Here is a 24,448-nt window from a genome sequence, read left to right as displayed (position 1 = left end):
TTCCCCGGGTCCTCCCGGTCCCGACCGGTCCGGTGCCGAACCGGTCGAGCCTGTTCCGGTCTGTTCCGTTCCGATCTGTTCCGGTCCGGAATCAGCCCTTCAGCCCGGCCATCCACGCCTCGACCTCGTCGGCCCGGCGCGGCAGCTTGTCGGAGAGGTTCCGGTTGCCGTCCTCGGTGACGAGGATGTCGTCCTCGATCCGGACGCCGATGCCCCGGTACTCCTCCGGCACGGTCAGGTCGTCGGCCTGGAAGTACAGACCGGGCTCGACCGTGAGGCAGACGCCGGGCTCCAGCGTTCCGTTCACGTACGTCTCGGTGCGTGCGGCGGCGCAGTCGTGGACGTCCATGCCGAGCATGTGACCGGTGCCGTGCAGCGTCCAGCGGCGCTGCAGGCCGAGCTCCAGGACCTTGTCCACGGACAGGTCGCCCAGCAGACCCCATTCGACGAGCTTCTCGGCGAGGACCCGCTGCGCGGCGTCGTGGAAGTCGCGGAAGTCGGCGCCCGGCTTCACGGCCGCGATGCCCGCCTCCTGGGCCTCGTACACCGCGTCGTAGATCTTCCGCTGGAGCGGGGTGAAGGTGCCGTTGATCGGGAGGGTGCGGGTCACGTCGGCGGTGTAGAGGTCGTTGGTCTCCACACCGGCGTCGAGCAGCAGCAGCTCGCCGGAGCGCACCGGGCCGTCGTTGCGCACCCAGTGCAGGGTGGTGGCGTGCGGGCCGGCGGCACAGATCGAGCCGTAGCCGATGTCGTTGCCCTCGACGCGGGCGCGCAGGAAGAAGGTGCCCTCGATGTAGCGCTCGCTCGTCGCCTCGGCCTTGTCGAGGACCTTCACGACGTCCTCGAAGCCGCGCGCGGTGGCGTCGCACGCCTTCTGGAGCTCGGCGATCTCGAAGGCGTCCTTGACCAGCCGGGCCTCGGAGAGGAAGACACGCAGTTCCTCGTCGTGCTCCGCGGTGACCTTGTCGGTCAGCGCGGCCTCGATGCCGGCGTCGTGGCCGCGGACGTTGCGGACGGGGCCGGTGGCCTCGGCCAGCGCGGCCGGGAGCTCGCGCACGTCCTTCGCCGGGATGCCCAGCAGCTGCTCGGCCTCGGCGAGGGAGTGGCGCCGGCCGACCCACAGCTCGCCCTGGCCGTCGAGCCAGAACTCGCCGTTCTCGCGGTTGGAGCGCGGCAGCAGGTGGATGGTGGCCTCGTGGCCGTCCGCGGTCGGCTCCAGGACGAGGACGCCGTCCTGGGTCTGGTCGCCGGTGAGGTACGCGTACTCGGTGGAGGCGCGGAAGGCGTACTCGGTGTCATTGGAGCGGGTCTTCAGGTTGCCCGCGGGGACGACCAGGCGCTCGCCGGGGAAACGCGCGGAGAGCGCGGCGCGGCGGGCGGCCGTGTGGGCGGCCTGGGCGATCGGCTCCAGGCCGTGGAGTTCGGTGTCGGCCCAGCCGGTCTTCATGTTCGCGGCGAGTTCGTCGGAGACGCCCGGGTACAGGCCGTTCTTCCGCTGCTTGACAGTCTGCTCTTCTTCGGTCTCCGGGTTCTCCGGGGTGAGCTCCTCAGCCACGACTTGTCTCTCCTTGATACGACACTGGACCCCGTCCATCGTACGGGCGTACGGAAGGGGGCCCAGGGCCGGAAGACCTGTTACACGACCGGGTCGGCAACGGCCGGACCAGGCAGGGAAGGGCCGGACCGGGGCGGGGAACGGCCGGGGAACGGCCGGGCCGGGAAGGCTGAGGGAGAAGCCGGGGGCGTGCGCCGGGCTCAGTCGAAGCGCGCGGCCAGCAGGGCCACGTCCTCCGTGCCGCCGGACCGGTCGAGCCCGTCCGGCAGTACGGCGCGCAGCACGTGGTCGGCGACGGAACCGGCGTCGTGGCGCAGCGCCTTCGGTACGGAGGCCGCCGCCGAGTGGAGCCGTGCGAACGCCCGGTCCGTGGAGTTGCCGGTGCGGCGCAGCAGTCCGTCGGTGTAGAGCAGAACGGTTTCGCCTTCTGCCGGTGCGATCTCCACGCTGGGCGCCTCCCAGCAGGCGAGCATGCCCAGCGGCGCGGAGAGCGAGGTCTCCACGAATTCGGTGCGCCGCTCGCCGACGACGAGCGGCGGGGCGTGTCCGGCACCGGCCAGCAGGATCTTGCGCCGGGACGGTTCGCAGTAGGCGAACAGGGCGGTCGCGGAACGGGCCGGTTCGGTGAGCCGCAGCAGCAGCTCCAGATCGGAGAGCACGGCGACCGGGTCCTCGCCCTCCATCACCGCGTACGCCCGCAGCCCGGCCCGCAGCCGCCCCGAGGCGGCCAGGGCGCTGGGCCCGGAGCCGCTCACCGAACCCACGGCGAGGCCGAGCGCCCCCTCGGGCAGGGCCAGCGCGTCGTACCAGTCGCCGCCGCCCTGGGGAGCCCTGCGGTGGCGGGCGGCCAGTTGCACGCCGGGGACCCGGGGCATCCGGCTGGGCAGCAGCTCCTCCGAGATCGTGGCGATGTCGGCCCTGGCCCGCTCCAGCTCCAGCAGCCCGGCCAGGTGCTCGCCCGCGTACGCGGCGTAGCGGCCGACGAGGTGGCGCTGGCGTTCCAGCGGTTCGGCGGGCTCGTCGTACAGCCAGACGACCGCCCCGAGCCTGCCGGTCGTCTCGGCGGCGATCGGCAGGGCGTAGCTGGCGGCGTACCCGAGCCGGGCGGCGACCTCGCGGCGGCGCGGGTCCAGGCTGGTGTCGCCGAGCAGGTCGGGGGTGGTCAGCGCGCACTCCGCGTCCGGGAACCCCTCCAGGATCCGGCCGTAGGAGGTGGCGCTGCGCGGCACCGTCTCGATGTGCCCGAGCTCGGCGTGGGCGAGGCCGAGGCCGATGGTGCTGACGGGGCCGCGGCGGTCGGAGGGTTCGAGGACGACCAGGCCGCGGCGGGCGCCGACCAGGGCGGCTCCGGCCTCCAGCAGTTCGTGGAGCGCGTCGTCGAGCGTGCGGGTACCGGCCAGCCGCTCGGTGAGTTCGTGGAGAGTGGTGAGGTCGGAGACCCAGCCGGCGAGGCGGTCCTGGATGAAGGCGCCCGGAGCGGCCGGCACATCGGGCGAAGACCCGGCAGTGTGCGTTGAAACCGGAACTGTGGGATCGATTCCAGCCACTTTCGGCAGGTGTGGGGTACTCATGGCTGTCGGCTTTCCGACCGGCGCGTTTCATGGAATAGCATTGCGAACCCCCATGTCATTCTGCGCCGTTATCAGTGCATCCGCATGTACACGTAGCACCAGATGTACACGCAGAAGTGAGGCGATGTCCAGCATTGTCCCTACGGGTTTTGCGGTGTCCGAACGGCTGCTAAGTTGGCCAAAAAAGCACCCAGCGACAGGGATTTGAGGTCGACTGGGTCTGCTCGACAAGGGGGTGTTCTCGGGGTGAAGTCCCGGAGAGAGCGTCATTTCGGGCATGCTGGGTACGTAAACACTGATGGTCGGGGGCGGTTCTGATCGCCCCGGAACCCGGCAGCGGGCCCGAACGTCCTTTTATGTGACGGTCACGTCCCCACCCCCGAGTGGCGGGGTTTGCACCCTGGGACGGCAGGCGTGAGGCATGCGCTGCTTCCCCCGCCATGTTCCGCGTCCCGACCCGTATCGCCCCTGCACGACTCGGCTCGGCCCGTGCCCGGTACGACGAACCTCCCGTACCGCGGACACGAGAAGCATGTACGCACGGTGAATAGACGCACACGTACGGCAATTTACCCGTGGTGTGATGTGGACCCTCGGCGTTCAACGGAAAGGAACGAGCGCTCATGCGCGAGATCCTCGGAAGGCGACGCAGGCTCCGGTTCCGGCGCAGGGAAAGGCCCGCCGCCCGGCTCGACGCGGCCCTGACCTGTGCCACGGCATGGCGGTGGCCCGTGCTTCCCGGAGTGGGACTCGCCGCGGCCGGTGGCCGCAGTGACCGCGGCCGCGGCTGCGCCTGTCCCGATCCCGAGTGCGCCGTGCCCGGCGCACACCCCTTCGACCCCGGTCTCCTCGCGGCGACCACCGACGAGCGCATGGTGCGCTGGTGGTGGACCAACCGGCCCGCCGCGCCGATCGTGCTGGCCACCGGTGGGCGCGCTCCGTGTGCGCTGAGCCTGCCGGCCGTGGCCGGTGTCCGGGCGCTGGCCGAGCTGGACCGGATGAGAGTGCGGCTCGGCCCCGTGGTGGCGACGCCGACCCGGTGGTCGCTGCTGGTCGCGCCCTACACCCTCGAACGACTCGGTGAACTGCTGTACGCCCAGGACCGGGTGCCCAGCTCGCTGCGGTTCCACAGCGAGGGCGGCTATCTCGTCCTGCCGCCGTCCGAGACGGGGGCGGGGCAGGTGCGCTGGGAGCGGCCCCCGGCCGCCGACCCCCGGGTGCCGTCGTTCGGCTCCCGGTCGTCCTCGCGCGCGGAGAGGTCCGCCTCCGGGGCCGCCGCGCCATGGCTGCCGGACGTGGGGACGGTGCTCGAAGCGCTGGTGGAGGCGAGCAGCAGTGCCCCGGGCGGCGGAAGCCGACTCGCGCACTGACGGGGGAGTGCCGCAGCGGGACGGCCGGCGGGCGCACCGTGCCCGCCGGCCGTCCCGCACTCCGGCGGGTCCTGCACCCGACGGGTGTGAAGCCCCGGAAGATCCGAACTGCGGGACGAAAGGGCGAGCCGTCCGGGGCCGTCCGGAACCGCCCAGGACTTCCGGCCCGCTTATTCGCTCGATATATCCGGCGGACCGTCAGAAATTCACGTGAAGCCGACAGGTGACGCCGAGTGATTACCCGAGATGATCGATATCGCGGACGAGGGCGGACTTCTGGCTGAATCTCGGCCGATGCAAAGTCTGCCGTTGCAAAGCCTTCCGGCCGGTAGCTTTCCGGCGGACTTCTCGGAGCTTCCTTGCGAGATATTTCGAATACTTATTCGAATTACCTGGTGGAGGGGTTATTCCGAGGGGATCGTCCAGTGTTCGACATCTGCCCGACATCTGTCCGAGACCGATCGGTTCTCCCGCGCGATCCACCCGGTGTCGGGGGCTGTGCGCTTCTCCGGGTATTACGGTCCCCGGCTCTCCGGGCCCTGGTGTCCCGCGGGTTCGGAGGCGGCCCACTCGTTGAGCAAGTCGCGGGCGGGGGGCGGGATATGGGCCGGGACCCGTGGTGCGCGGGGTGCCGCGCGACGCCCGGTACGGAGATCCCCTGGCCGGGCGGGCTTCGGCGGAGGGGCGCGCGGGCGGGGCGGCAGGCGGGCGGGCGTCTCCACCGGTGGGGCGCCGGGTGGCAAACCGGCTGTCGTCGCGCCGGGTTGGCGTGCGCGGTGAAGGTGCGGGGGTGCCGGAAGCGTTCGAACGGCGGAGAGGGCCGATGGAGCCGAGACGGATTGGTGCGAGGCGTGTGCGCCGGTACGCGCGCTGCGTCGCGCGCTGTGCGCCGTACCCGGAAATGAGAATGCCCGGTCGCTGGCGACGGGGGATGCACCAGCGACCGGGCTTGTCAGAACGGTAACAAGAGATCTGCCGTTCGCAAATTCGATCTCGCGTATTAGGACAGGGATTTACCTGCGAGTACGGCCAGTTGTGATGCGTGTCACCGACGGCCGGTGGGCGTCACTGTCAGCTGAGCGTCACTTGGCGGTTGGTGAGCCCGCCGCGGGCCCGTCGTTCCTCGGCGGTGAGGGGCGCGTCCGTGGCGAGCGCCGCGGCCAGTCGTTCCGCGAACTCGGCCGCGGGCTTCTCGCACTCCTCGGCACCCATCGCGCTCGGCAGGTCCCAGACCGGGACCATCAGTCCGTGCGCCCTGAAGGAGCCGACCAGCCTGGTCCCTTCGCCCAGCGAGGAGTTCCCGGCGGCGTGCAGCCGGGCGAGCGCGTCGAGGAGCTGCTCCTCGGCGTGCGGCATGACCCAGCGGAGGTGGTTCTTCTCCGGGGTCTCGCACCAGTAGGCGGCGTCCACCCCGGCGAGCCTCGTCGTCGGGATCGCCGCCCCGTTCGCGCGCTCCAGGGAAGCGGTCACCTCGGGCGTGGCGTTCTCCGCGTCCGGCACCCAGAATTCGAAGCCGGAGTGGACCACGGGCTCGAACGCGGCACCGGGGTCGAGCAGGTCCTGCAGCCGCGGACCGTCGGCCGCCACGCGCTGCGCCGCCACGGGCGAACCGGGCTCGGAGCCCAGGGCCCGCAGCAGCGTGTCCGCGAGGTCGCGGCTGAGGTCGCCGGACGGGGTGTCGTTCTGCAGGGCGAGCAGCACCGAGCCGTCGTCGCGGCGCAGGGCCGGCCAGGCCATCGGCAGGACGGTCGCGAGCGTCACGGAGGGAACGCCCTCGGGCAGTCCGTCCTTCAGCGTCAGTTCGGCCGTGGCGGCGGGCACCAGTTCGCGCAGGGCGACCCAGTCGCACTCGCCGGGCAGCCCCTCGAAGGGACGGTGGACGAGCTCGGTCACGGCCTGGGCGGCGGCGCGGCCGTGACACGCCTTGTAGCGGCGGCCCGAACCGCACGGGCAGGGTTCGCGAGCCCCGACCACCGGGATCTCGCCGTCCTTGAGTTGCTGCTTCCCGGCCTTGGTCTGAGGGCGCTTCTTGGCCATGGTGGGCTTTCTCCCGATTGCGACAGTGCGGTCTGGGCCGCGAGCCTAGCCGCCCGTGTCGCGGCGGGGACACACATGCCCGTACGTCCGCCCGTCCCGGGGTACGGAATGCGGTCCGTTGCCGTGTCCGTCCGGGGCGGGGACGTCAGCCCACGTCGTCGAAGACGTCCGTGAAGCCCGGCCCGTCCAGCTCCGACATGCTCGGCACGGCCGACGCACCCGGCAGGCCCGAAGCACCCGACGCCCCGGGCGCCCCCGTTCCATGGGGCCCACGGGACACGCGAGGCACATGCGCCGCACGAGACGTACGAGGACCACCAGGGACCCCCGCCGTGCCTGCGGGAACCGAGGTGCCCGCGACGCCCTGGACACCACGGCCACGCGGGGCACCCGTTTCGCCCGGCAGTCCGGACGATGCCCGGTCGTGCCCCTCGTTGACGAGGACCCAGACCGTGACCTCGCCCGACGAACCGTCGCGTACGCCCCACTCGTCGGCGAGCGCGCTGATGATGTTGAGCCCGCGACCGCCGCGCGCCGTCACCGACGGCGTGGCCGGGACGGGTCTGGTCGGGCCGCCCCCGTCCGTCACTTCGACGGTCAGTCCGCCGGTTCTGTCGACGCGCCATGCGGCGCGGATGTCGCCGTCCCCCATGTCCGTGTGTCGCCCCAGCGGCCTCCCGTGCCGGCAGGCATTGCTGAGCAGTTCGGAAAGGATCAGTACAGCATCGTCGACGACCGAATCCGACACCCCGTGGCTGCGCAACTGCTCGCGCATCCGGTGCCGCGCCTGGCCCACGCCCGCAGGGCCATGGGGTACGGCCATGCTCGACGACGTGGGCACCTCCTGTGCCACCACCAACGCCACCCCCGAGACCTCCTTTGCCCCACGCCACGGTGTGGATGCCCCCCGGGGCCGGACCGGAAACCGGCCAATGGTCTGTCGATGACGCACTCGTGACGATCGAGTACGTTTCGAATGCGCCGGTGTACTCCGTGTGACTGATGTCAGGAGCGTCCCAGTTGTGACAGAACCTGCTTCGGGCGGTTGGTGATGATCGCCTCGACTCCGAGGTCGAGGCAGAGGTCGACGTCCTCCGGCTCGTTGACCGTCCAGACGTGCACGTGGTGTCCCGCGCGGTGCAGCCGCTCGATGTAAGCGGGGTGACTGCGCACGATCCGCATGCCCGGCCCCGCGATCCGCGCCCCGGCCGGCAGCCGCCCGTCGCGCAGGAGCGGCGAGACGAACTGCATCAGGTAGACCGTGGGCAGGGTGGGGGCCGCGGCCTGGACGCGGTGCAGCGAGCGTGCCGAGAAACTCATGATGCGCACTGGCGACGGGCCCTCGGCCGGCGGGGTGTCGAGCCCGAAGCGCTTCAGCAGGTGCAGCAGCCGTTCCTCGACCTGGCCCGCCCAGCGGGTGGGGTGCTTGGTCTCCACGGCCAGCTGGAGCGGGCGGCCGGCGCCCCGGGTCTCGACGACGAGTTCGAGCAGCCGCTCCAGGGTGAGTACGGAGGTGAGCTCGCCGGGCACCGGATCCCAGTCGGGGGACTCCTCGCGGTCCTTCCAGGACCCGAAGTCGAGAGCGGCGAGCTCGGAGAGCTCCAGGGCGGAGACGGCGCCGCGGCCGTTGGACGTGCGGTTCACCCGTCGGTCGTGCACGCACACGAGGTGGCCGTCGGCGGTGAGCCGCACATCGCACTCCAGGGCGTCGGCACCGTCCTCGATGGCCTTCCGGTATGCGGCCAGGGTGTGCTCGGGGGCGTCCTCGGACGCGCCCCGGTGCGCGACGACCTGGGTGGTCTGGGGCGTGGATTGCTGCCGTGCGTGGGTCACCGCGTCATGGTGCCACCGGGAGGCGGCCGCTGTGCACACGTCGCGTGACCCGCGTACGGCCGGGGCGTGCGCGGTGCGTCGCGGGGCGGCCGTGAACTCCGGGCCGGGGCCGCGGTGCGTCATGCACGAGGTGGTCTTTTTGCCCGATGTAAAGATTGGTGTGCGGATGCACAGGTCCTGCTTACAGTGGCCTGACGTGTCTTGGGAAAAGCTGACTCCGGACACGTACACAGCGGATCTCTTGCCGAAAATGATGTGGAACCGAGGAGTAAAGAGCTGTGAGCACAGAGAACGAGGACAACGAGGGCACTGCGGCCGGGGCCGTCCGGCCGTCCGTTCCGTCCGCCCCTCCCGTGCCGGCCGACGCTCCTCGGGAGACGCCCGAAAGCACACCCGCCCCCGGCCCGGCGGGAGCGGCCCCGGCGGAAGGGGCGACGGCCACCACCCCCATGGCTCCCGTCCCGGCGATGCCTCCTCACGTGCCCCCGGCGCCCCCCGCCCCCCAGTCGGCCGCCGAGGCGAACTGGCCGCCCCCCGCCGTCCCCGCGTACGCGCAGCACGGCGCGGACGGCGGCGGTCCGGTCTGGGGCGCCCCGTCCCCGCTCCACTCCCCCGAGAAGCCGCGCAAGCGCGGCGCGGGCGGCCTGGTCGCGGCGGTCGCGGTCGCGGCACTGGTCGCGGGTGGCATCGGCGGCGCACTCGGCTACTGGGCGGCCGACCGCAACGGCTCCGCCAACTCCTCGGGCTCGACCACGGTCGCCGCGTCGTCCACCCCGCAGGACCTCAAGCGCGACCCCGGGACGGTCGCGGGCGTGGCGGCCAAGGCGCTGCCCAGCGTGGTCACCATCGACGCGCAGGGGGGTGACGGCGAGGGCGGCACGGGCACCGGCTTCGTGTACGACAGGGAGGGCCACATCCTCACGAACAACCACGTGGTGGCCTCCGCGGCGGACAGCGGCCAGCTCACGGCGACCTTCTCCAACGGCAAGAAGTACGACGCGGAGGTGATCGGCCGGGCCCAGGGCTACGACGTCGCCGTACTGAAGCTGAAGAACCCGCCGTCGGGCCTCGCCCCGCTGCCGCTCGGCAACTCGGACCGGGTCGCGGTCGGCGACTCCACGATCGCGATCGGCGCGCCGTTCGGCCTGTCCAACACGGTCACCACCGGCATCATCAGCGCGAAGAACCGCCCGGTCGCCTCCGGCGACGGTTCCAGCGGAAGCAACTCGTACATGAACGCCCTGCAGACCGACGCCTCGATCAACCCGGGCAACTCCGGTGGCCCGCTGCTCGACGCGCGCGGCGCGGTGATCGGCATCAACTCGGCCATCCAGTCGACCGGCAGCGGCATCGGCCAGACCCAGTCGGGCTCGATCGGTCTCGGCTTCGCGATCCCGATCAACCAGGCGACGAACGTCGCCCAGCAGCTGATCAAGACCGGTCAGCCGGTCTACCCGGTGATCGGCGCCACGGTCACCATGAACGAGAAGACGGGTGGAGCGGTCATCTCCGACCGGGGCGCGAGCGGTACGGAGGCCGTCTCGAAGAACGGCCCCGCGGACCGGGCGGGCCTGAGAGCGGGCGACGTCATCACCAGGTTCAACGACACGGTGATCGACAGCGGCCCGACCCTGATCGGCGAGATCTGGACCCACAAGCCCGGCGACCGGGTCACCCTGACCTACACGCGCGACGGCAAGTCGTCGACGGCCGAAGTCACCCTGGGCGAGCGCAAGGGCGACAACTGACCGGCCGGGGGCTGCCCCTCGTCCTCCGCCGGCCCCGGACGGGACGGAACGACTGACCCGCCGGAGGAGCCGCGCGGACGCGCCGACTCCGGCGGCCGGTCCACGCGGCTCCGGTACGGAGCCCGTGGGCCCCGTACGGGCCACCGACCCCGCGCGAGGCCGGGGGCCGGTACGCTGTACCCGCTCCGCCCCTGGTGGCCGGGGCGAGGGTGGGTTGCCCGAGCGGCCTAAGGGAACGGTCTTGAAAACCGTCGTGGCAGCGATGTCACCGTGGGTTCAAATCCCACACCCACCGCAGCAGGTCGAAGAACGTGCTGATCAGAAGGGGCGCCCCGGAGAAGGGGCGCCCTTTCGCGTACACGGGCCGTCTCACCTTGGGCCGCCTGTGTCACGCCGTCGTTCATGGTGGGGGGACCGGGCGCGCGAGGGGGCGTGTGTCATGGGCACGGGGTGGGCGGTGGGGATGTCCGCCGGCCCCGGGGCAGGGCGAATTGGGTACGGATACTCACGCCGGAGTCATGATCCGCCAAGAGCATGGGGGCACAACGTCTCCAGGAGGAATCGATGAACGCTCGCGCCCTGTACCGCCTGACCATCGCCAATCCCGCTTCGGCCGTCTACCTGGGGCTCGTCGGTGCGTCCGTCGTGTTCGAGGTGGCTGCCGCGCTGCTCACTGAGCCCGGAATCGTCGGGGTGTGGCCCTTCCTCCTCACCACCCCGACCTCCTTCCTGACGGCAGGGGCCACTGCGGCGGTCGGGGGCAGTGATGCGCCGTTCTGGCTCCTTGCCGCCGGGATCGCCGTCAGTGCCTTGGTCCAGTCGTTCGCCATCGGAGCGGTCCTGGAGACTCTGCGCGGTCGTCGCAGAGTGCTCCCCCGTCCGAGTCGCGGTTGACCGTTCCGTTCTCTGCCCGGCGCTCTCCCCGGTCGACGCCGGGGCGGGCGCCGGAGCGCTTCTCCTCCGGTGCGGGGGTGTTCGGGGCGTCGGCGACCTTGACAGTCACCCCGTATCTGACGGACAGTCAGAAACCAGTCGGGAGAAGCCCTGATCCGTACGCCCGTGTCCGGAAGGCGGCCGCCGTGCATCTCGTCCAGACGGAACGCCAGCGACAGCTGCGCGCCGAACTCCGCGCGTACTTCCGCGAAGTGATGCCTCCCCGGGATGCCGGGGCGGCCCCGGGCACCGAGGATCCGGCCGAGCAGCGGCGACTGCTGCGCAGGATCGGCGCCGACGGGATGCTCGGGCTCGGCTGGCCCGTCGAGTACGGCGGCCAGGGGCGCGGCGCCGACGAGCAGTTCGTCTTCTTCGACGAGGCGTACCGGGCGGGCGCACCCGTCTCGATGGTCACCCTGAACACGGTCGGCCCGACCCTGATGGCCTACGGGACCGAGGAGCAGAAGGCGTACTTCCTGCCCCGGATCCTCAGCGGTGACCTCGTCTTCGCCATCGGTTACAGCGAGCCCGAGGCCGGTACGGACCTCGCCGCACTGCGCACCAGGGCGGTGCGGGAGACGGCCCCGGCTTCCCAGGGGGACGGGGGCGGGGAGCACTGGGTGATCGACGGGCAGAAGATCTTCACCAGCAACGCCCAGAACGCGGACTGGGTCTGGCTCGCCTGCCGTACCGACCCCGACGCGCCCAAGCACCGGGGCATCTCGATCATCGTCGTCCCGACGGATGCGCCGGGGTTCTCCTGGACGCCGATCGAGACCGTGGGCGGGCTGACCACGACGGCCACGTACTACGACGGGGTGCGGGTGCCCGTCACCCATCTGGTCGGCGAGGAGAACGGCGGCTGGGGGCTGATCACCAACCAGCTGAACCACGAACGGGTGGCCCTCGCCGCGATCGGGATGCAGGCCGAGGACTTCTACGAGGCGGCGCTCGCCTTCGCCCGCACTCCCGACCCGGTGACGGGCCGGCGCCCGGCCGACGAGCCGTGGGTGCGCGCCCGGCTGGCGGAGGCGTACGCCCGGCTGGCGGCGACCCGGCTGCTCAACTGGCGGCTGGTGGGCGAGGTCGGGGCGGGTTCACCGGCTCCCGGCGAGGCGAGCGGCGTGAAGTTCGCGGGGACCGAGAGCGCCGTCGAGGTGTACCGGATGTGCCAGGAGATCACGGGAGAGGCCGGTGTGCTGCGGGCCGGTTCGCCCGGCTGTTTCGGGAACGGGGAACTGGAGCGGATGAACCGGGCCGCGCAGATCAACACCTTCGGGGGCGGGGTGAGCGAGGTGCAGCGGGAGATCGTCGCGACGATGCGGCTCGGCATGAAGAGGGGCGAGCGGTGACGGGCATGCGGCAGCAGCGGCCGGAGACCCGGGCGGAGGAATCCCGGACGGAGAAGACCCGGGAGGACGACGGGCTGTACGGGCGGCTCAAGGAGTTCGAGGGCCGGCCGGCCGCGACCGCCGGCGTCGGCAAGGACCCCGTCAACGAGCCGATGATCAGGCACTGGTGCGAGGCGATGGGGGACGAGAACCCCGCGTACACGGGACCCGGGGCGATCGCACCCCCCACGATGCTGCAGGCGTGGACGATGGGCGGCCTGTCGGGGCACACCGACCGTTCCGAGGCGTACGAGGAACTCTTCGGCCTGCTCGACGGCGCCGGGTACACCTCGGTCGTCGCGACCGACTGCGAGCAGGAGTACCTGCGCCCGCTGCGGCCGGGGGCCCGGATCACCTTCGACGCGGTGATCGAATCGGTCTCGGAGCGGAAGACGACCAGGCTGGGTACGGGGTACTTCGTCACGACGCGGATGGACGTCCGGGCGGACGGCGAACCCGCCGGGACGCACCGCTTCCGGATCCTCAAGTACGCACCGGCGGCGGCGAAACGGCCGGTGCGCGACGGTGCGAAGAGCCGCCGCCCCCGGCCGGTGATCAACCGCGACAACGCCGGTTTCTGGCAGGGCGTCGCCGAGCACAGACTGCTGATCCAGCGCTGCGGGTCCTGCCGCACCCTGCGCTTCCCCTGGCTGCCCGGCTGCAACGCGTGCGGCTGCCAGGAGTGGGACACGGTCGAGGCGAGCGGCGAGGGCACCGTCTTCAGCCATGTCGTGATGCACCACCCGCCGTTCCCCGCCTTCGCGGCCGCGGAGACGGGCGGGCCGTACGCGGTGGCGCTGATCGAACTGGCCGAGGGCGTGCGGATGGTCAGCAACGTCGTCGGCGTGCCGTACGACAAGGTGCGCACGGGCATGCCGGTACATCTGGAATTCCTGCGCACGGACCCGGAGTTGGAGCTTCCGGTCTTTCGGGGAGGCGAGGGCTGAGATGGATTTCGCACCCACCGACGAGCAGGCCGCCGCACAGGGCCTGGCGGCGCGGATCTTCACGGATCTGTCGACGCCCGAGCGCCTGGCCGGGGCCGGTACGGGCACGGACGCCGAGCTGTGGAAGAGCCTGTGCACGGCCGGCCTGGTCGCGGCCGTCGAGGAGATCGGCCTGCTCGGCCTGGTGCTCCTGCTGGAGGAACAGGGCCGGACGACGGCGCAGGTGCCGTTCGCGGTGAGCTGTGCGTACGGGGTGCTCGCCGTCGCGCGGCACGGCACCGACGAGCAGCGCGAGCGGCTGCTGCCCGCGCTCCGGGACGGGGGCGCGGTCGCCACCGGGGCGTTCCCGGAACGGGGCGGGGTACGGGCGGACACCGACGGCCGGCTGAGCGGCGGGGTGCCGTACGTGCCGTGGCTGCGGGACGCCGCCCTCGTGCTCGTCCCCGACACGGAGCGGCGGTTGTGGATCGTACGGACGGACGCCCCCGGTGTGGCGGCGGAGCCGGTGGAGACCACGGCGCCGTGGTCGGCGGCCCGGCTCGTCCTGGACGGGGCGTCCGGGGAGCGGATCGGCGGCGCCGGGGCGTACGGGGCGGTGCTGGCCGCGGGCCGGACGGCGTTCGCCGGGCTGCAGGCGGGGGTGTGCGCCGGTTCGCTGGCCCGCGCCGTCGCCCATGTGAACACCAGGGTGCAGTTCGGGCGCCCGCTCTCCACCAAGCAGGGGGTCCTGCTGCGGGCCGCCGACGCCCACATGGACACCGAGGCGATACGGGTCACCGCGTACGAGGCCGCCTGGCGCCACGACGCGGGCCTGCCGTACGGGCGCCAGGCGCTGACCGCCGCCTGGTGGGCCTCGGAGGGCGGCAAGCGGGTGGTGCACAGCGGACAGCATCTGCACGGCGGCACGGGCGCGGACCTCGACCATCCGGTCCACCGCCACTTCCTCTGGGGCCGGCAGCTCGACGCCCATCTGGGCTGCGGCGGCGAAGTGCTCCAGGAACTCGGCGAGTCGCTGGCGAAGGAGGACACGGAATGAGGGCCGGCGAGGAACTGGCGCCGCTGGAGATCGCCGTGACCCGCACCCTGATCGTGGCGGGCGCCATCGCCTCCCGCGACTACCAGGACGTCCACCACGACGCGGAGACCGCCAGAGAGAAGGGGTCCCCGGACGTCTTCATGAACATCCTGACGACCAACGGCCTGGTCGGCCGGTACGTCACCGACCGCTTCGGCCCCTCGGCCGTGCTCCGCAAGGTCGTCATCAGGCTGGGCGTGCCCAACTACCCCGGCGACACCATGGTCCTGAGCGGCCGGGTCACCGCCGTCGGGGAGGACGGGACGGCCGAGGTGGCGGTCGTCGGCACGAACGGACTCGGGCGGCACGTCACCGGCACCGTGACCGTGACCGTGCCCGCGCCTGAACCCGTGCCCGCGCCCGTCGGCGCTCCGACGGGGCCGGAGGAGCGGGAAGAGCCGGAGCAGCGGGACGAGTCGGGAAATCGGGGCGGGGCGGAGGAGGCGGCATGAGCATCCGCAGGGCCGATTCGCTCGGCGGCAGGGCTGCGGTCGTGGGCATCGGGGCGACCGAGTTCTCCAAGGACTCCGGCCGCAGCGAACTCAAGCTGGCCGTCGAGGCGGTGCGGGCCGCCCTGGACGACGCCGGACTGACACCGGCCGACGTGGACGGCCTGGTCACCTTCACCATGGACACCAGCCCCGAGATCACCGTCGCCCAGGCGGCCGGGATCGGCGAGCTGTCGTTCTTCTCCCGCGTCCACTACGGGGGCGGGGCGGCCTGCGCCACCGTGCAGCAGGCGGCGATGGCCGTGGCGTGCGGGGTGGCCGACGTCGTGGTCTGCTACCGCGCGTTCAACGAACGGTCCGGCCGCAGGTTCGGTTCCGGGGTGCAGCGGCGGGAGCCCACCGCGGAGGGCGCGGCGCTCGGCTGGAACCTCCCCTTCGGGCTGCTCACGCCCGCCTCCTGGGTCGCCATGGCGGCCGGGCGCTATCTGCACGCCCACGGGCTGACCCCGGACGCCTTCGGCCATGTCGCGGTCACCGACCGGCGCCACGCGGCCCGCAACCCCGCGGCGTACTTCTACGGGAAGCCGATCACCCTGGCCGACCACGCGGCGTCGCGGTGGATCGTCGAACCGCTGCGACTGCTCGACTGCTGCCAGGAGACCGACGGCGGCCAGGCGATCGTCGTCACGAGCATCGAGCGGGCCCGGGACCTGCCGCGACCGCCCGCCGTGATCGTCGCCGCCGCGCAGGGGGCCGGGCGGGCGCAGGAGCAGATGACCAGCTTCTACCGTGACGACCTGACCGGCCTGCCGGAGATGGGGGTGGTGGCCCGGCAGCTCTGGCGCGGCTCGGGGCTCTCCCCCTCGGACATCGACGTGGGCATCCTCTACGACCACTTCACCCCGTTCGTCCTGATGCAGCTGGAGGAGTTCGGCTTCTGCGCGCCGGGCGAGGCAGCGGACTTCGTCGCGGCGGACGCGCTGCCCCTGAACACTCACGGGGGCCAGCTGGGGGAGGCGTACCTGCACGGCATGAACGGCATCGCGGAGGCGGTCCGGCAGATCCGGGGCTCGTCGGTGAACCAGGTGGCCGGGGCTGCCAGAACCCTGGTCACGGCCGGCACCGGCGTACCCACCTCGGGGCTGATCCTCGGCACGGACGACTGACCGCACGCGGCGCGGGCCGGCATGCGGCGGGGGACGGCACACCGGCTCGGGACCCCACGCGGTACGAGGCCGTACGCGGCACAGGGCGGTACGACGGCACGCGGCACAGGACCCCGCGCCGCACAGGACCGCACGACTGCACGCGGCGCGGATGCCGTGCGGCGCCGGGGTCGCACGGGCGCGGCGGGGCGCGGAAAGGGCGCAGGCGGGGGTGTCCGGGGCGGTCGTGGATGCCGGGAGCGCCCCTGAGCCCCCTACGGCGACGGCTCCACCTTCAGGAGGTGGAGTCCGTACCACCCCTACACCCTGAGGGGGACGCGGTTTCGGGACCTGGGGCCGATCCACGTGGCGGCGCCCGCTCCTAGCGTGGAAGCCATGACCACGCCAGTCCGTACGGGCGGCTCCGGGGGAGCCGCCGCCACCGGTTGTGTACCGCACGGCGGGTACCACCAGCCCGGCTCCCACGCCCCGCAGAGCGCCCACCCGGCGCAGGGCGCGCACGCGTCGCACGGTGCGTGTTCCCCGTACGCCTCACGGCCCCAGTACGTCCCGTATCCGTCGTTCTCCTCCTACGTGCGGGCGAGAGGCCCCGTGCTGCTGCGCACCGCGCGTTCGCTCACCGCCAACCCGAGCGATGCCGAGGACCTGCTGCAGACCGCGCTGGCCAAGACGTACGTCGCCTGGGAGCGGATCGAGGACCACCGCGCGCTCGACGGCTATGTGCGCCGGGCGCTGCTGAACACCCGGACCTCGCAGTGGCGCAAGCGCAAGGTCGACGAGTTCGCCTGCGACGAACTGCCCGAGCAGGAGGCCGCCCCGGCCCCCGACCCGGCCGAGCAGCAGACGCTGCACGACGCGATGTGGCGTGCCGTGCTGAAGCTCCCGGACCGGCAGCGGGCGATGGTGGTCCTGCGCTACTACGAGGACCTGAGCGAGGCCCAGACGGCCGAGGTGCTCGGGGTGTCCGTCGGCACCGTGAAGAGCGCAGTCTCGCGGGCGCTCGGCAAGCTCAGGCAGGACCCGGAGCTGGCCCCGGTCCGCTGACCCGGGGCGGCCACCCGGGCCCGGTGACGCCCGGCAGCACTCCGGTGACCAGGGGCGACGGCCCTCCACCGACCGGCCCGGTTTTGCCGAACGACACCGATTCGTGAGCCCGGGACTAGTGACATACCGCACGGTATGTGCGCAGAATCAGCGGAACCTTACTGCCGCGTAGCGCCCACCGGGAGGACGCCGTGCTGAGCACCATGCAGGACGTACCGCTGACCGTCACCCGCATCCTCACCCACGGGATGACCATCCACGGGAAGTCACAGGTGACGACCTGGACCGGCGAACCCGAGCCGCAGCGGCGCAGCTTCGCCGAGATCGGCCGGCGCGCCACCCGGCTCGCGAACGCGCTGCGCGACGAACTCGGGGTCGAGGACGACCAGCGGGTGAGCACCCTCATGTGGAACAACGCCGAGCACGTCGAGGCGTACCTCGCGATCCCCTCGATGGGCGCGGTGCTCCACACCCTCAACCTCCGGCTCCCCGCCGAGCAGCTGATCTGGGTGGTCAACCACGCCGACGACAAGGTCGTCATCGTCAACGGTTCCCTGCTGCCGTTGCTCGCCCCGGTCCTCCCCCATCTGACGTCGGTAGAGCACGTGGTCGTCACGGGGGCGGGCGACCGTTCCCTCCTGGACGGCGCGGCGCCGCGGGTGCACGACTACGAGGAACTGATCGCCGGCCGCCCGACCACCTACGACTGGCCCGAGCTGGACGAACGCCGGGCCGCCGCCATGTGCTACACCTCCGGCACCACCGGGGACCCCAAGGGCGTCGTCTACTCCCACCGCTCCATCTACCTGCACTCCATGCAGGTCAACATGGCCGAGTCGATGGGTCTGACGGACCAGGACACCACGCTGGTGGTCGTCCCCCAGTTCCACGTGAACGCCTGGGGCCTGCCGCACGCGACGTTCATGTCCGGTGTCAACATGCTCATGCCGGACCGGTTCCTGCAGCCCGCCCCGCTCGCCGAGATGATAGAGAGCGAGAGACCGACCCACGCCGCCGCGGTGCCCACCATCTGGCAGGGACTGCTCGCCGAGGTCACCGCCAACCCGCGCGACCTGTCGTCCATGGCCCGCGTCACCATCGGCGGCGCCGCCTGCCCGCCCTCCCTCATGGAGGCGTACGACAGGCTCGGGGTCCGGCTCTGCCACGCCTGGGGCATGACGGAGACCTCGCCGCTCGGCACCATGGCCCACCCGCCCGCCGGTCTGACCGAGGAGCAGGAGTGGCCCTACCGCGTCACCCAGGGCCGTTTCCCGGCCGGTGTCGAGGCGCGGCTGGTCGGGCCCGGCGGCCAGCACCTGCCGTGGGACAACGAGTCGGCCGGTGAGCTGGAGGTGCGCGGCCCGTGGATCGCCGGTGCCTACTACGGGGGCGCGGACGGCGAGGACCTGCGCCCCGAGGACAAGTTCAGCGAGGACGGCTGGCTGAAGACCGGTGACGTCGGGGTGATCAGCGAGGACGGCTTCCTCACCCTCACCGACCGGGCCAAGGACGTCATCAAGTCCGGCGGGGAGTGGATTTCGAGCGTCGCGCTGGAGAACGCGCTGATGGCGCACCCGGAGGTGGCCGAGGCGGCGGTCGTCGCCGTCCCGGACGAGAGGTGGGGCGAGCGCCCGCTCGCGACCGTGGTCCTCAAGGAGGGGGCCGATGCCGACTACGAGGCGCTGAAGGACTTCCTCGCCGAGTCCGGCATCGCCAAGTGGCAGCTGCCGGAGCGCTGGACGGTCATTCCGGCGGTGCCGAAGACCAGCGTCGGCAAGTTCGACAAGAAGGTGATCCGCAGGCAGTACGCGGAGGGCGAGCTGGACATCACCCGGCTCTGACCGGACCCGGATCCGACCGGCTGACGGACGGATTCGCGTCCGGCGGAACGCGGCGGGGGCGGTACGGGGTCTCCCGTGCCGCCCCCGCCGCGTCGGTGCACCGGCCGGACCGGACAGACCGGCTGCACCGGCTGGATCAGTTCGTGCCGATCTTCGCGAGCAGGTCGACGATGCGTGCCTGGACCTCTTCGCTCGTGGAGCGCTCGGCCAGGAAGAGGACGGTCTCGCCCGAGCCGAGCTTCGGCAGATCCGACCCGGACATGTCGGCGGAGGTGTAGACGACCAGCGGGGTCCGGTTCAACTGCCCGTTGGCGCGCAGCCAGTCGACGATTCCGGCCCGGCGGCGGCGCACCTGCATCAGGTCCATCACCACCAGGTTGGGCCGCATCCGGCCGGCGAGCGAGACCGCCTCGCTGTCGGTGGCGGCCCGCGCCACCTGCATGCCGCGCCGCTCCAGCGCCTCCGTCAGCGCCAGCGCGATCTCCTCGTGCTCCTCGATCAGCAGCACCCGCGACGGGTGCTGCTCGCTGTCGCGCGGGGCGAGCGCCTTGAGGAGCACGGCGGGGTCGGCACCGTACGCCGCCTCCCGCGAGGCCTGCCCCAGACCGGCCGTCACCAGCACCGGGACCTCGGCCGCCACCGCCGCCTGGCGCAGCGACTGGAGGGCCTTGCGGGTGATGGGTCCGGTGAGCGGGTCGACGAAGAGCGCGGCGGGGAACGCCGCGATCTGGGCGTCGACCTCCTCGCGGGAGTGCACGATCACCGGCCGGTAGCCGCGGTCGCTCAGCGCCTGCTGGGTGGAGACGTCGGGCGCGGGCCACACGAGCAGCCGGCGCGGGTTGTCCAGCGGCTCCGGGGGCAGCTCGTCGTCGACCGGCTGTGGGGACGGCCGGTTGGCCACCTCGACCGCACCGCCGGGACCGTCCAGCGGCTCCGGCCCCTCGGCGCCCTCGTCGGGCGCGCCTATGGCGAACGAGCGCCCCTCGGCCTCCGGCGCGGGCAGCCGCTGCCCCGGCACCTGACCGTGCGCGGCCCCGGCCGGACCGTCCGGCACCCCGCCGGACGCGGCCGGCGAGGGCACGGACGGCGACGGCTGGGCCGACGGGGGCCGGCCCTCCTGGGCGCCCTGCGGCGGGGTCGCGGTCTGCGGGGCGCGCTCGTCCTCCGGCGGGGCGGCGAGCTTGCGGCGCCGCCCGGCACCGCCGAGCGTCTGGTTCTGCTGGTGCGCGATGTGCTGGGCGAACGGCACGCCCTGCCCGAGCGTCCGCACGCTGAACGCGCGCCCCTGCGTCGAGTCGGACGAGCCGCCGGGCATCGGGGCCTCCGCGGGCAGGGGCTGCCTGCGCGCGTCCTGCACGGGCGCCGCGCCCTGCGAGGGACCCTCCGCACCGCCCGCGGGAGCGGTGACGGCGGTGGTGCCGGTGGTGTGCGTGGTGTGCCCGGGGACGTCGGCCGTGCCTGCGGCGTTCTCGACGGGGCCGCCGTGGGCCTCGGACGGCTCACCGGGGGCAACCGGAACGGCCGGGTCCTGGCCCGAGGAGCCGTCCTCACCCCAGCCGCCGGGCAGCTGGGCTCCCTGCGGCTGGTGGGGCGGCTGTGCGTGCTGCGGCACGGCCTGCTGCCCCGTGTCCTGCTGTCCCGTGTCCTGCCCCGCCTGCTGGGGAGCCTCGGGGCGGCGGGCCCGACGACGACCGGTCGGCACGGGGTGCGGGTGCGGCGGCGTGTGGTCCTCGCCCGGCGCGAGGCGTACGGCGTCATGACGTCCGGGCAGCGAGGCGTCCGGGTCGGCCGCCTCGGACGAGGGCCGGTCGGCCTCCGCGGGCGGGAGCGCGAACGCCGTACGGGGCCCCGAGGGCTCGGCCTGGGCGGACCGCTCCTGGGCAGCCGCCAGCGCCCGCCGGGCCCTGCGCCCGGTCGGCTGGGGGGCCTGCGCCGGTACGGCCGCGGAATCCGGCACCGGAGCCGGGGCGGGGGCCGTGACCGTACCCGGGGTCTGCGCCGGAACGGGGACGGAGGCGGGCAGGGCCGGCCGGCCCTCCGCGCCGTGCCGCGCCCGGTGACTGCCCGTCGGTACCGGCACCGGTGTCTGCTCCGGCAGCTGCCCCTCGCCCGGGACGCCCTGCGGCGGCACGGCCCGGCCGAGCTGCGGACGGCCGTCGTCGCCCTGCGGGCCCTCGGCAACCGTCACCGCGTCCGGGGCCGCGGGCAGCGCCAGCGCCTGCCCCGGAGCCTGCCGGCCGCCGGGCTGCCCGGCACCGGGCTCCCGCCCCTGCTCGGGCGTCTGGAGCAGCTGGGCGGGCAGCGGGATCTGGGCACCGCTCTCGGCCGGGCTGGGCCGTCCCCGCCTGCGCCCCGAACCCTGGGTCCGCTGGGCGGCGGCAAGTTCCTGCGGGTCGTAGGCGATGCCGCCCTGAGAGTCGTTCGCCCCCGACGCCTCGGGGTCACGACGGGCCCGGCGCCGTCCCGTCGGCTCGGCCGCGGCCGTGTCACCCGCTCCGGCGGCGCCCACCGGGCTCTCCAGGAACGCGTCCGTGGAGGCCCGGCGCGCCCGCCGCCGCCCACCGCCGGTCTGCTGTCCCGCGGCCTCCGGGGCCCCGTCGCCGGACGGCGCCCCGGCCTGCGGTCCGGATTCCGCCTCCGGCCCGGGAGCGGGCGGCACCACCGTGCCCGAGCCCGCGCCCAACGGCACCTCCAGCACGTACGCGCTGCCGCTCGTCCCCGGCACCTCGTGCGTCTGGAGCACGCCGCCGTGTGCCCGCACGATCCCGCGCACGATCGGCTCGTGCACCGGGTCTCCCCCGGCGTACGGCCCGCGCACCTCGATCCGTACGGCCTCGCCGCGCTGTGCCGCCGCCACGACGATCGTCGAGTCGACGTAGCCGCCTCCCGGCGCCACCCGGGCCTTGCCGGTCGAGTCGACCCCGGCGACGTCCGCGATCAGGTGGGCGAGCGCGGTCACCAGCCGGGCCGCGTCCACCTCGGCCTCGATCGGCGGCGCGTGCACCGCGAACTGGGCGCGCCCGGGGCCGATCAGCTCGACGGACGCGTCGATGCCGGCCGTCACGACCGAGTCGAGCAGCACGTTCGACTTGACCAGCTTCTCGGCACCGGCGTCCAGGCGCTGGTAGCCGAGCACGTTGTCGACGAGCGTGGTCATCCGGGCGTAGCCCGCCGCCAGGTGGTGCAGGATCTGGTTGGCCTCGGGCCACAGCTGGCCGGCCGGGTCGGCGGCGAGCGTGGAGAGTTCGCCGCGCAGTTCCTCCAGCGGGCCGCGCAGCGACTCGCCGAGCACGGCGGTGAGCTGGGTGTGCCGGGCGGTCAGCGCCTCCAACTGCTCGGTACGGGCCTCCAGCTCGGCCGCGTACCGCTCGGAGCGGTCGGCCAGTTCCGCGCTGTGCCGTTCGTCGAGTGCGGCGACCTCGGCGGTGTGGTTCCCGGTCAGCTCGGCGACCTCGGTCCGGTGCCGCTCGGTGAGCTCCTCGTACGGCCTGCGGTCGGTGAACGTCATGACGGCGCCGACCAGCTGGTCCCCGTCCCGGACCGGCGCGGTGGTCAGGTCGACCGGCACCCGGGCCCCGCTCTTGGACCACAGGACCTGCCCGCGCACCCGGTGCTTGCGCCCGGACCTGAGGGTGTCGGCGAGCGGCGACTCCTCGTACGGGAACGGCTCGCCCTCCGCCCGCGAGTGCAGGATCAGCGGGTGCAGCTCCTGGCCGCCCAGGTCGCTGGCGCGATAGCCGAGGATCTGTGCGGCGGCGGGGTTGACCAGGACGACCCGGCCGTCGGTGTCCGTGCCGACGACGCCCTCGGCCGCGGCGCGCAGGATCATCTCGGTCTGTCGCTGCGAACGGGCCAGCTCCGCCTCGGTGTCGACGGTGCCCGACAGGTCCCGCACGACGAGCATCAGCAGCTCGTCGCCCGAGTAGCCGCCGCCGTACCCGTTCTGGAAGTCGTTGTACGCGGCCTGCCCGTCCTCCAGGCCGGCGCTGGTGACCTCGACGGGGTACTCGGTGCCGTCGGTCCGGCGCGCGGTCATCCGGGTCGGCTTCGTACGGCCGCGTTCGTCGGCCGCCTCGGGCAGGCGCATCGAACCCGGGATCAGCTTGGAGTCGAACTCCGGCAGCAGGTCGAGGAGCCCGCGCCCGACGAGCGCGGTGCCCGGCGTCTCGAACATTTCGAGCGCGATGGTGTTGGCGTTGACGACGGTGCCGTTGCAGTTGACGAGCAGCAGCCCGTCGGGAAGGGCATCGAGTATGGCTGCGAGGCGAGCAGTGCCTCGGGACGGCCTGCTGCTCACGACGACGCTTCCTCCCTGGTTACCGCACCTTGTCGACAGCGGGCCCCATCTTGCCCCTCGGGCCGCAGGCTGTCACTGGACGAGTCTAAAGGCAGCCGAGGGGCGGGGGACTGCGGATGAGGGGCAGTTCTCACCGAGGACCTGTGCATGGGGTGAAGGACTCCTGCCCGTCGTGTGTGTCCGGTGGACCCGGGCACGGCGCACGCCGTGCCCGCCCGGGATGACGAACCCCTGGTCACAGGGGCCGTAATCCGGCCCGTACCCGGCACGGGCCGGTCCACTCATTCCTTGTCGGATCGTTTCGTCGAACAGTTCGACGGCCGTCTCACCGGACGTCGGGGAGCACCGGTCGCAGATTGTTCCAGCGGGAGATCTCGCAGCCGTTGGTCCGGGTGAAGGCCGCGTCGACGCTCCGCCCGCGCCAGGTTCCGGTGACACGGGCGGTGGCCGGTCCCCCGTGCTGCAGGGTGCACAGCGCGTCCGCGGGCACCGGGGCGAACGGGTTCGGGCCCTCGGCCGCCGGCTCCTCCAGCCGCTCGCAGGCCCGCCCCGCCGCCGGGTGGGTCCCGCCCGCCGGGTCGCACCGCAGCTCGAAGGTGCCCTCGGTCGCGGGGTTCCCCGAGTCCGAGACCGTGACCGTCAGCCGGGTGGGGGCGCCGTGCTCCTCCAGCACGGGCAGCGGGAGCGGCAGCGGCAGGGGGCCGCTGTCCGCGGTCGCGGCCGGCGCGACGGCGGACAGCACGGTGAGGGACACGACGGCGGTGAGGGCGAGGCGGCGCAGCATGCGGGCTCCTGTGCTCGTGCACTCCGGAGGGAGTGCCGGTGGAACGACGTGAACGACCGGAGGGAGATCCTCCGCTCTCACTACTGAGGTTTTCAGGGTGGGGTCGGTGGGTTGATAGCCAGGCCCGTGGCGGTGAGGCAGCCGTCGATCAGGTGGGGCCGGATTTGGATTCTGCGTAACTCGCGGCGAAGTTTGCGGTCGAGGTCGTCGGGTGTGTCGAAGGCGGTGTTGGCCGTGGCTCTGCGCAGGAGTGACCAGACGGCCTCGACGGGGTTCAGGTCGGGTGCATAGGGCGGGAGGCGGATGGTGGTAAGCCAGTCGTTTTCGGCCTCGTACCGTTTCAGCCCAGCAGCCAGGTGGGTGTTCAGATTGTCCCAGACCACCACGATCGGCCCGCCGAGCTGGAT

Annotated in this window: 18 protein-coding genes and 1 tRNA gene; 11 read left to right on the top strand and 8 right to left on the bottom strand. The window is 72.8% G+C overall.

The genetic code is table 11. The annotated features are described in order from the left end of the window. Positions 1-91: 91 nt before the first annotated feature. Positions 92-1,555: an aminopeptidase P family protein gene (locus ACWCXX_RS16530; RefSeq protein ID WP_451127702.1), complete on the bottom strand. Its 1,464-nt coding sequence runs from the start codon at positions 1,553-1,555 to the stop codon at positions 92-94. Positions 1,556-1,755: 200 nt separating this feature from the next. Then, on the bottom strand, positions 1,756-3,126 hold the full coding sequence (locus ACWCXX_RS16525; protein WP_451127700.1) for a PP2C family protein-serine/threonine phosphatase: 1,371 nt from the start codon (positions 3,124-3,126) through the stop codon (positions 1,756-1,758). Between the two features lie 623 nt (positions 3,127-3,749). Here ACWCXX_RS16525 and ACWCXX_RS16520 point away from each other — a divergent pair. Continuing rightward, on the top strand, positions 3,750-4,496 hold the full coding sequence (locus ACWCXX_RS16520; protein ID WP_451127698.1) for a bifunctional DNA primase/polymerase: 747 nt from the start codon (positions 3,750-3,752) through the stop codon (positions 4,494-4,496). A gap of 1,071 nt (positions 4,497-5,567) precedes the next feature. Here the strand turns inward: ACWCXX_RS16520 and ACWCXX_RS16515 are convergent. The 3 genes from ACWCXX_RS16515 to ACWCXX_RS16505 form a co-directional block, all read right to left on the bottom strand. Beyond that, complete coding sequence (locus ACWCXX_RS16515) at positions 5,568-6,533, bottom strand: DUF5926 family protein (protein ID WP_451127696.1); 966 nt, start codon at positions 6,531-6,533, stop codon at positions 5,568-5,570. A 145-nt stretch (positions 6,534-6,678) separates the two neighbouring features. Continuing rightward, complete coding sequence (locus tag ACWCXX_RS16510) at positions 6,679-7,308, bottom strand: ATP-binding protein (RefSeq protein WP_451127897.1); 630 nt, start codon at positions 7,306-7,308, stop codon at positions 6,679-6,681. 230 nt (positions 7,309-7,538) lie between these two features. After that, a complete protein-coding gene (locus ACWCXX_RS16505) occupies positions 7,539-8,366 on the bottom strand; it encodes a glycerophosphodiester phosphodiesterase (protein ID WP_451127694.1) in 828 nt (275 codons plus the stop codon). A gap of 278 nt (positions 8,367-8,644) precedes the next feature. On the opposite strand from ACWCXX_RS16505, the gene ACWCXX_RS16500 reads away from it, so the two are divergent. The 10 genes from ACWCXX_RS16500 (at position 8,645) to ACWCXX_RS16455 (ending at position 18,960) form a co-directional block, all read left to right on the top strand. After that, positions 8,645-10,114 (top strand): S1C family serine protease, encoded by a 1,470-nt coding sequence (locus ACWCXX_RS16500; RefSeq protein ID WP_451127692.1) that lies wholly within the window; start codon positions 8,645-8,647, stop codon positions 10,112-10,114. A gap of 208 nt (positions 10,115-10,322) precedes the next feature. Continuing rightward, positions 10,323-10,409: transfer RNA gene (locus ACWCXX_RS16495), tRNA-Ser, on the top strand. A gap of 269 nt (positions 10,410-10,678) precedes the next feature. Continuing rightward, a complete protein-coding gene (locus ACWCXX_RS16490; RefSeq protein WP_451127690.1) occupies positions 10,679-11,008 on the top strand; it encodes an SCO4225 family membrane protein in 330 nt (109 codons plus the stop codon). A gap of 185 nt (positions 11,009-11,193) precedes the next feature. Further along, the gene (locus ACWCXX_RS16485; RefSeq protein WP_451127688.1) at positions 11,194-12,399 is read left to right on the top strand and encodes an acyl-CoA dehydrogenase family protein; all 1,206 of its coding nucleotides are present in this window, start codon (positions 11,194-11,196) and stop codon (positions 12,397-12,399) included. A gap of 5 nt (positions 12,400-12,404) precedes the next feature. Continuing rightward, positions 12,405-13,385, top strand: coding sequence for a bifunctional MaoC family dehydratase N-terminal/OB-fold nucleic acid binding domain-containing protein (locus ACWCXX_RS16480; RefSeq protein WP_451127686.1), 981 nt, complete (start codon positions 12,405-12,407; stop codon positions 13,383-13,385). Between the two features lies 1 nt (position 13,386). Continuing rightward, positions 13,387-14,421 carry an acyl-CoA dehydrogenase family protein gene (locus tag ACWCXX_RS16475; RefSeq protein ID WP_451127684.1) on the top strand — a complete coding sequence of 345 codons (1,035 nt, stop codon included), beginning with the start codon at positions 13,387-13,389 and terminating at the stop codon, positions 14,419-14,421. Beyond that, entirely contained in the window at positions 14,418-14,912 is a 495-nt protein-coding gene (locus tag ACWCXX_RS16470; RefSeq protein ID WP_451127682.1) for a MaoC family dehydratase, read from the top strand. Before ACWCXX_RS16475 ends, ACWCXX_RS16470 begins: the two co-directional genes overlap by 4 nt. After that, positions 14,909-16,075 carry a lipid-transfer protein gene (locus ACWCXX_RS16465; RefSeq protein WP_451127680.1) on the top strand — a complete coding sequence of 389 codons (1,167 nt, stop codon included), beginning with the start codon at positions 14,909-14,911 and terminating at the stop codon, positions 16,073-16,075. The genes ACWCXX_RS16470 and ACWCXX_RS16465 overlap by 4 nt, the downstream gene beginning before the upstream one ends. A gap of 375 nt (positions 16,076-16,450) precedes the next feature. Further along, a complete protein-coding gene (locus ACWCXX_RS16460; protein WP_451127678.1) occupies positions 16,451-17,119 on the top strand; it encodes a SigE family RNA polymerase sigma factor in 669 nt (222 codons plus the stop codon). Between the two features lie 191 nt (positions 17,120-17,310). Continuing rightward, on the top strand, positions 17,311-18,960 hold the full coding sequence (locus tag ACWCXX_RS16455) for a long-chain fatty acid--CoA ligase (RefSeq protein WP_451127676.1): 1,650 nt from the start codon (positions 17,311-17,313) through the stop codon (positions 18,958-18,960). A 136-nt stretch (positions 18,961-19,096) separates the two neighbouring features. On the opposite strand, the gene ACWCXX_RS16450 is transcribed toward ACWCXX_RS16455, so the two are convergent. From ACWCXX_RS16450 to ACWCXX_RS16440, 3 genes are all read right to left on the bottom strand, one after another. Continuing rightward, entirely contained in the window at positions 19,097-23,257 is a 4,161-nt protein-coding gene (locus tag ACWCXX_RS16450; RefSeq protein ID WP_451127674.1) for a PAS domain-containing protein, read from the bottom strand. A 325-nt stretch (positions 23,258-23,582) separates the two neighbouring features. Beyond that, positions 23,583-24,041 (bottom strand): SSI family serine proteinase inhibitor, encoded by a 459-nt coding sequence (locus ACWCXX_RS16445; RefSeq protein ID WP_451127673.1) that lies wholly within the window; start codon positions 24,039-24,041, stop codon positions 23,583-23,585. Positions 24,042-24,133: 92 nt separating this feature from the next. Beyond that, positions 24,134-24,448: transposase (locus ACWCXX_RS16440; RefSeq protein ID WP_451127672.1), on the bottom strand; the 315-nt coding region annotated here is incomplete at its 5' end.

The sequence above is a fragment of the Streptomyces sp. NPDC001732 genome, from assembly GCF_053596315.1.
The sequence above is the reverse complement of the archived record's forward strand: the minus strand, read 5'-3'. Positions and strand labels throughout refer to the sequence as shown.

Coding starts and splice junctions, on each gene's coding strand:
- ACWCXX_RS16470 (WP_451127682.1), top strand. CDS start 14,418: ATGAGGGCCGGCGAGGAACTGGCGCCGCTGGAGATCGCCGTGACCCGC.
- ACWCXX_RS16520 (WP_451127698.1), top strand. CDS start 3,750: ATGCGCGAGATCCTCGGAAGGCGACGCAGGCTCCGGTTCCGGCGCAGG.
- ACWCXX_RS16490 (WP_451127690.1), top strand. CDS start 10,679: ATGAACGCTCGCGCCCTGTACCGCCTGACCATCGCCAATCCCGCTTCG.
- ACWCXX_RS16460 (WP_451127678.1), top strand. CDS start 16,451: ATGACCACGCCAGTCCGTACGGGCGGCTCCGGGGGAGCCGCCGCCACC.
- ACWCXX_RS16475 (WP_451127684.1), top strand. CDS start 13,387: ATGGATTTCGCACCCACCGACGAGCAGGCCGCCGCACAGGGCCTGGCG.
- ACWCXX_RS16525 (WP_451127700.1), bottom strand. CDS start 3,126: ATGAGTACCCCACACCTGCCGAAAGTGGCTGGAATCGATCCCACAGTT.
- ACWCXX_RS16510 (WP_451127897.1), bottom strand. CDS start 7,308: ATGCGCGAGCAGTTGCGCAGCCACGGGGTGTCGGATTCGGTCGTCGAC.
- ACWCXX_RS16480 (WP_451127686.1), top strand. CDS start 12,405: ATGCGGCAGCAGCGGCCGGAGACCCGGGCGGAGGAATCCCGGACGGAG.
- ACWCXX_RS16465 (WP_451127680.1), top strand. CDS start 14,909: ATGAGCATCCGCAGGGCCGATTCGCTCGGCGGCAGGGCTGCGGTCGTG.
- ACWCXX_RS16515 (WP_451127696.1), bottom strand. CDS start 6,533: ATGGCCAAGAAGCGCCCTCAGACCAAGGCCGGGAAGCAGCAACTCAAG.
- ACWCXX_RS16445 (WP_451127673.1), bottom strand. CDS start 24,041: ATGCTGCGCCGCCTCGCCCTCACCGCCGTCGTGTCCCTCACCGTGCTG.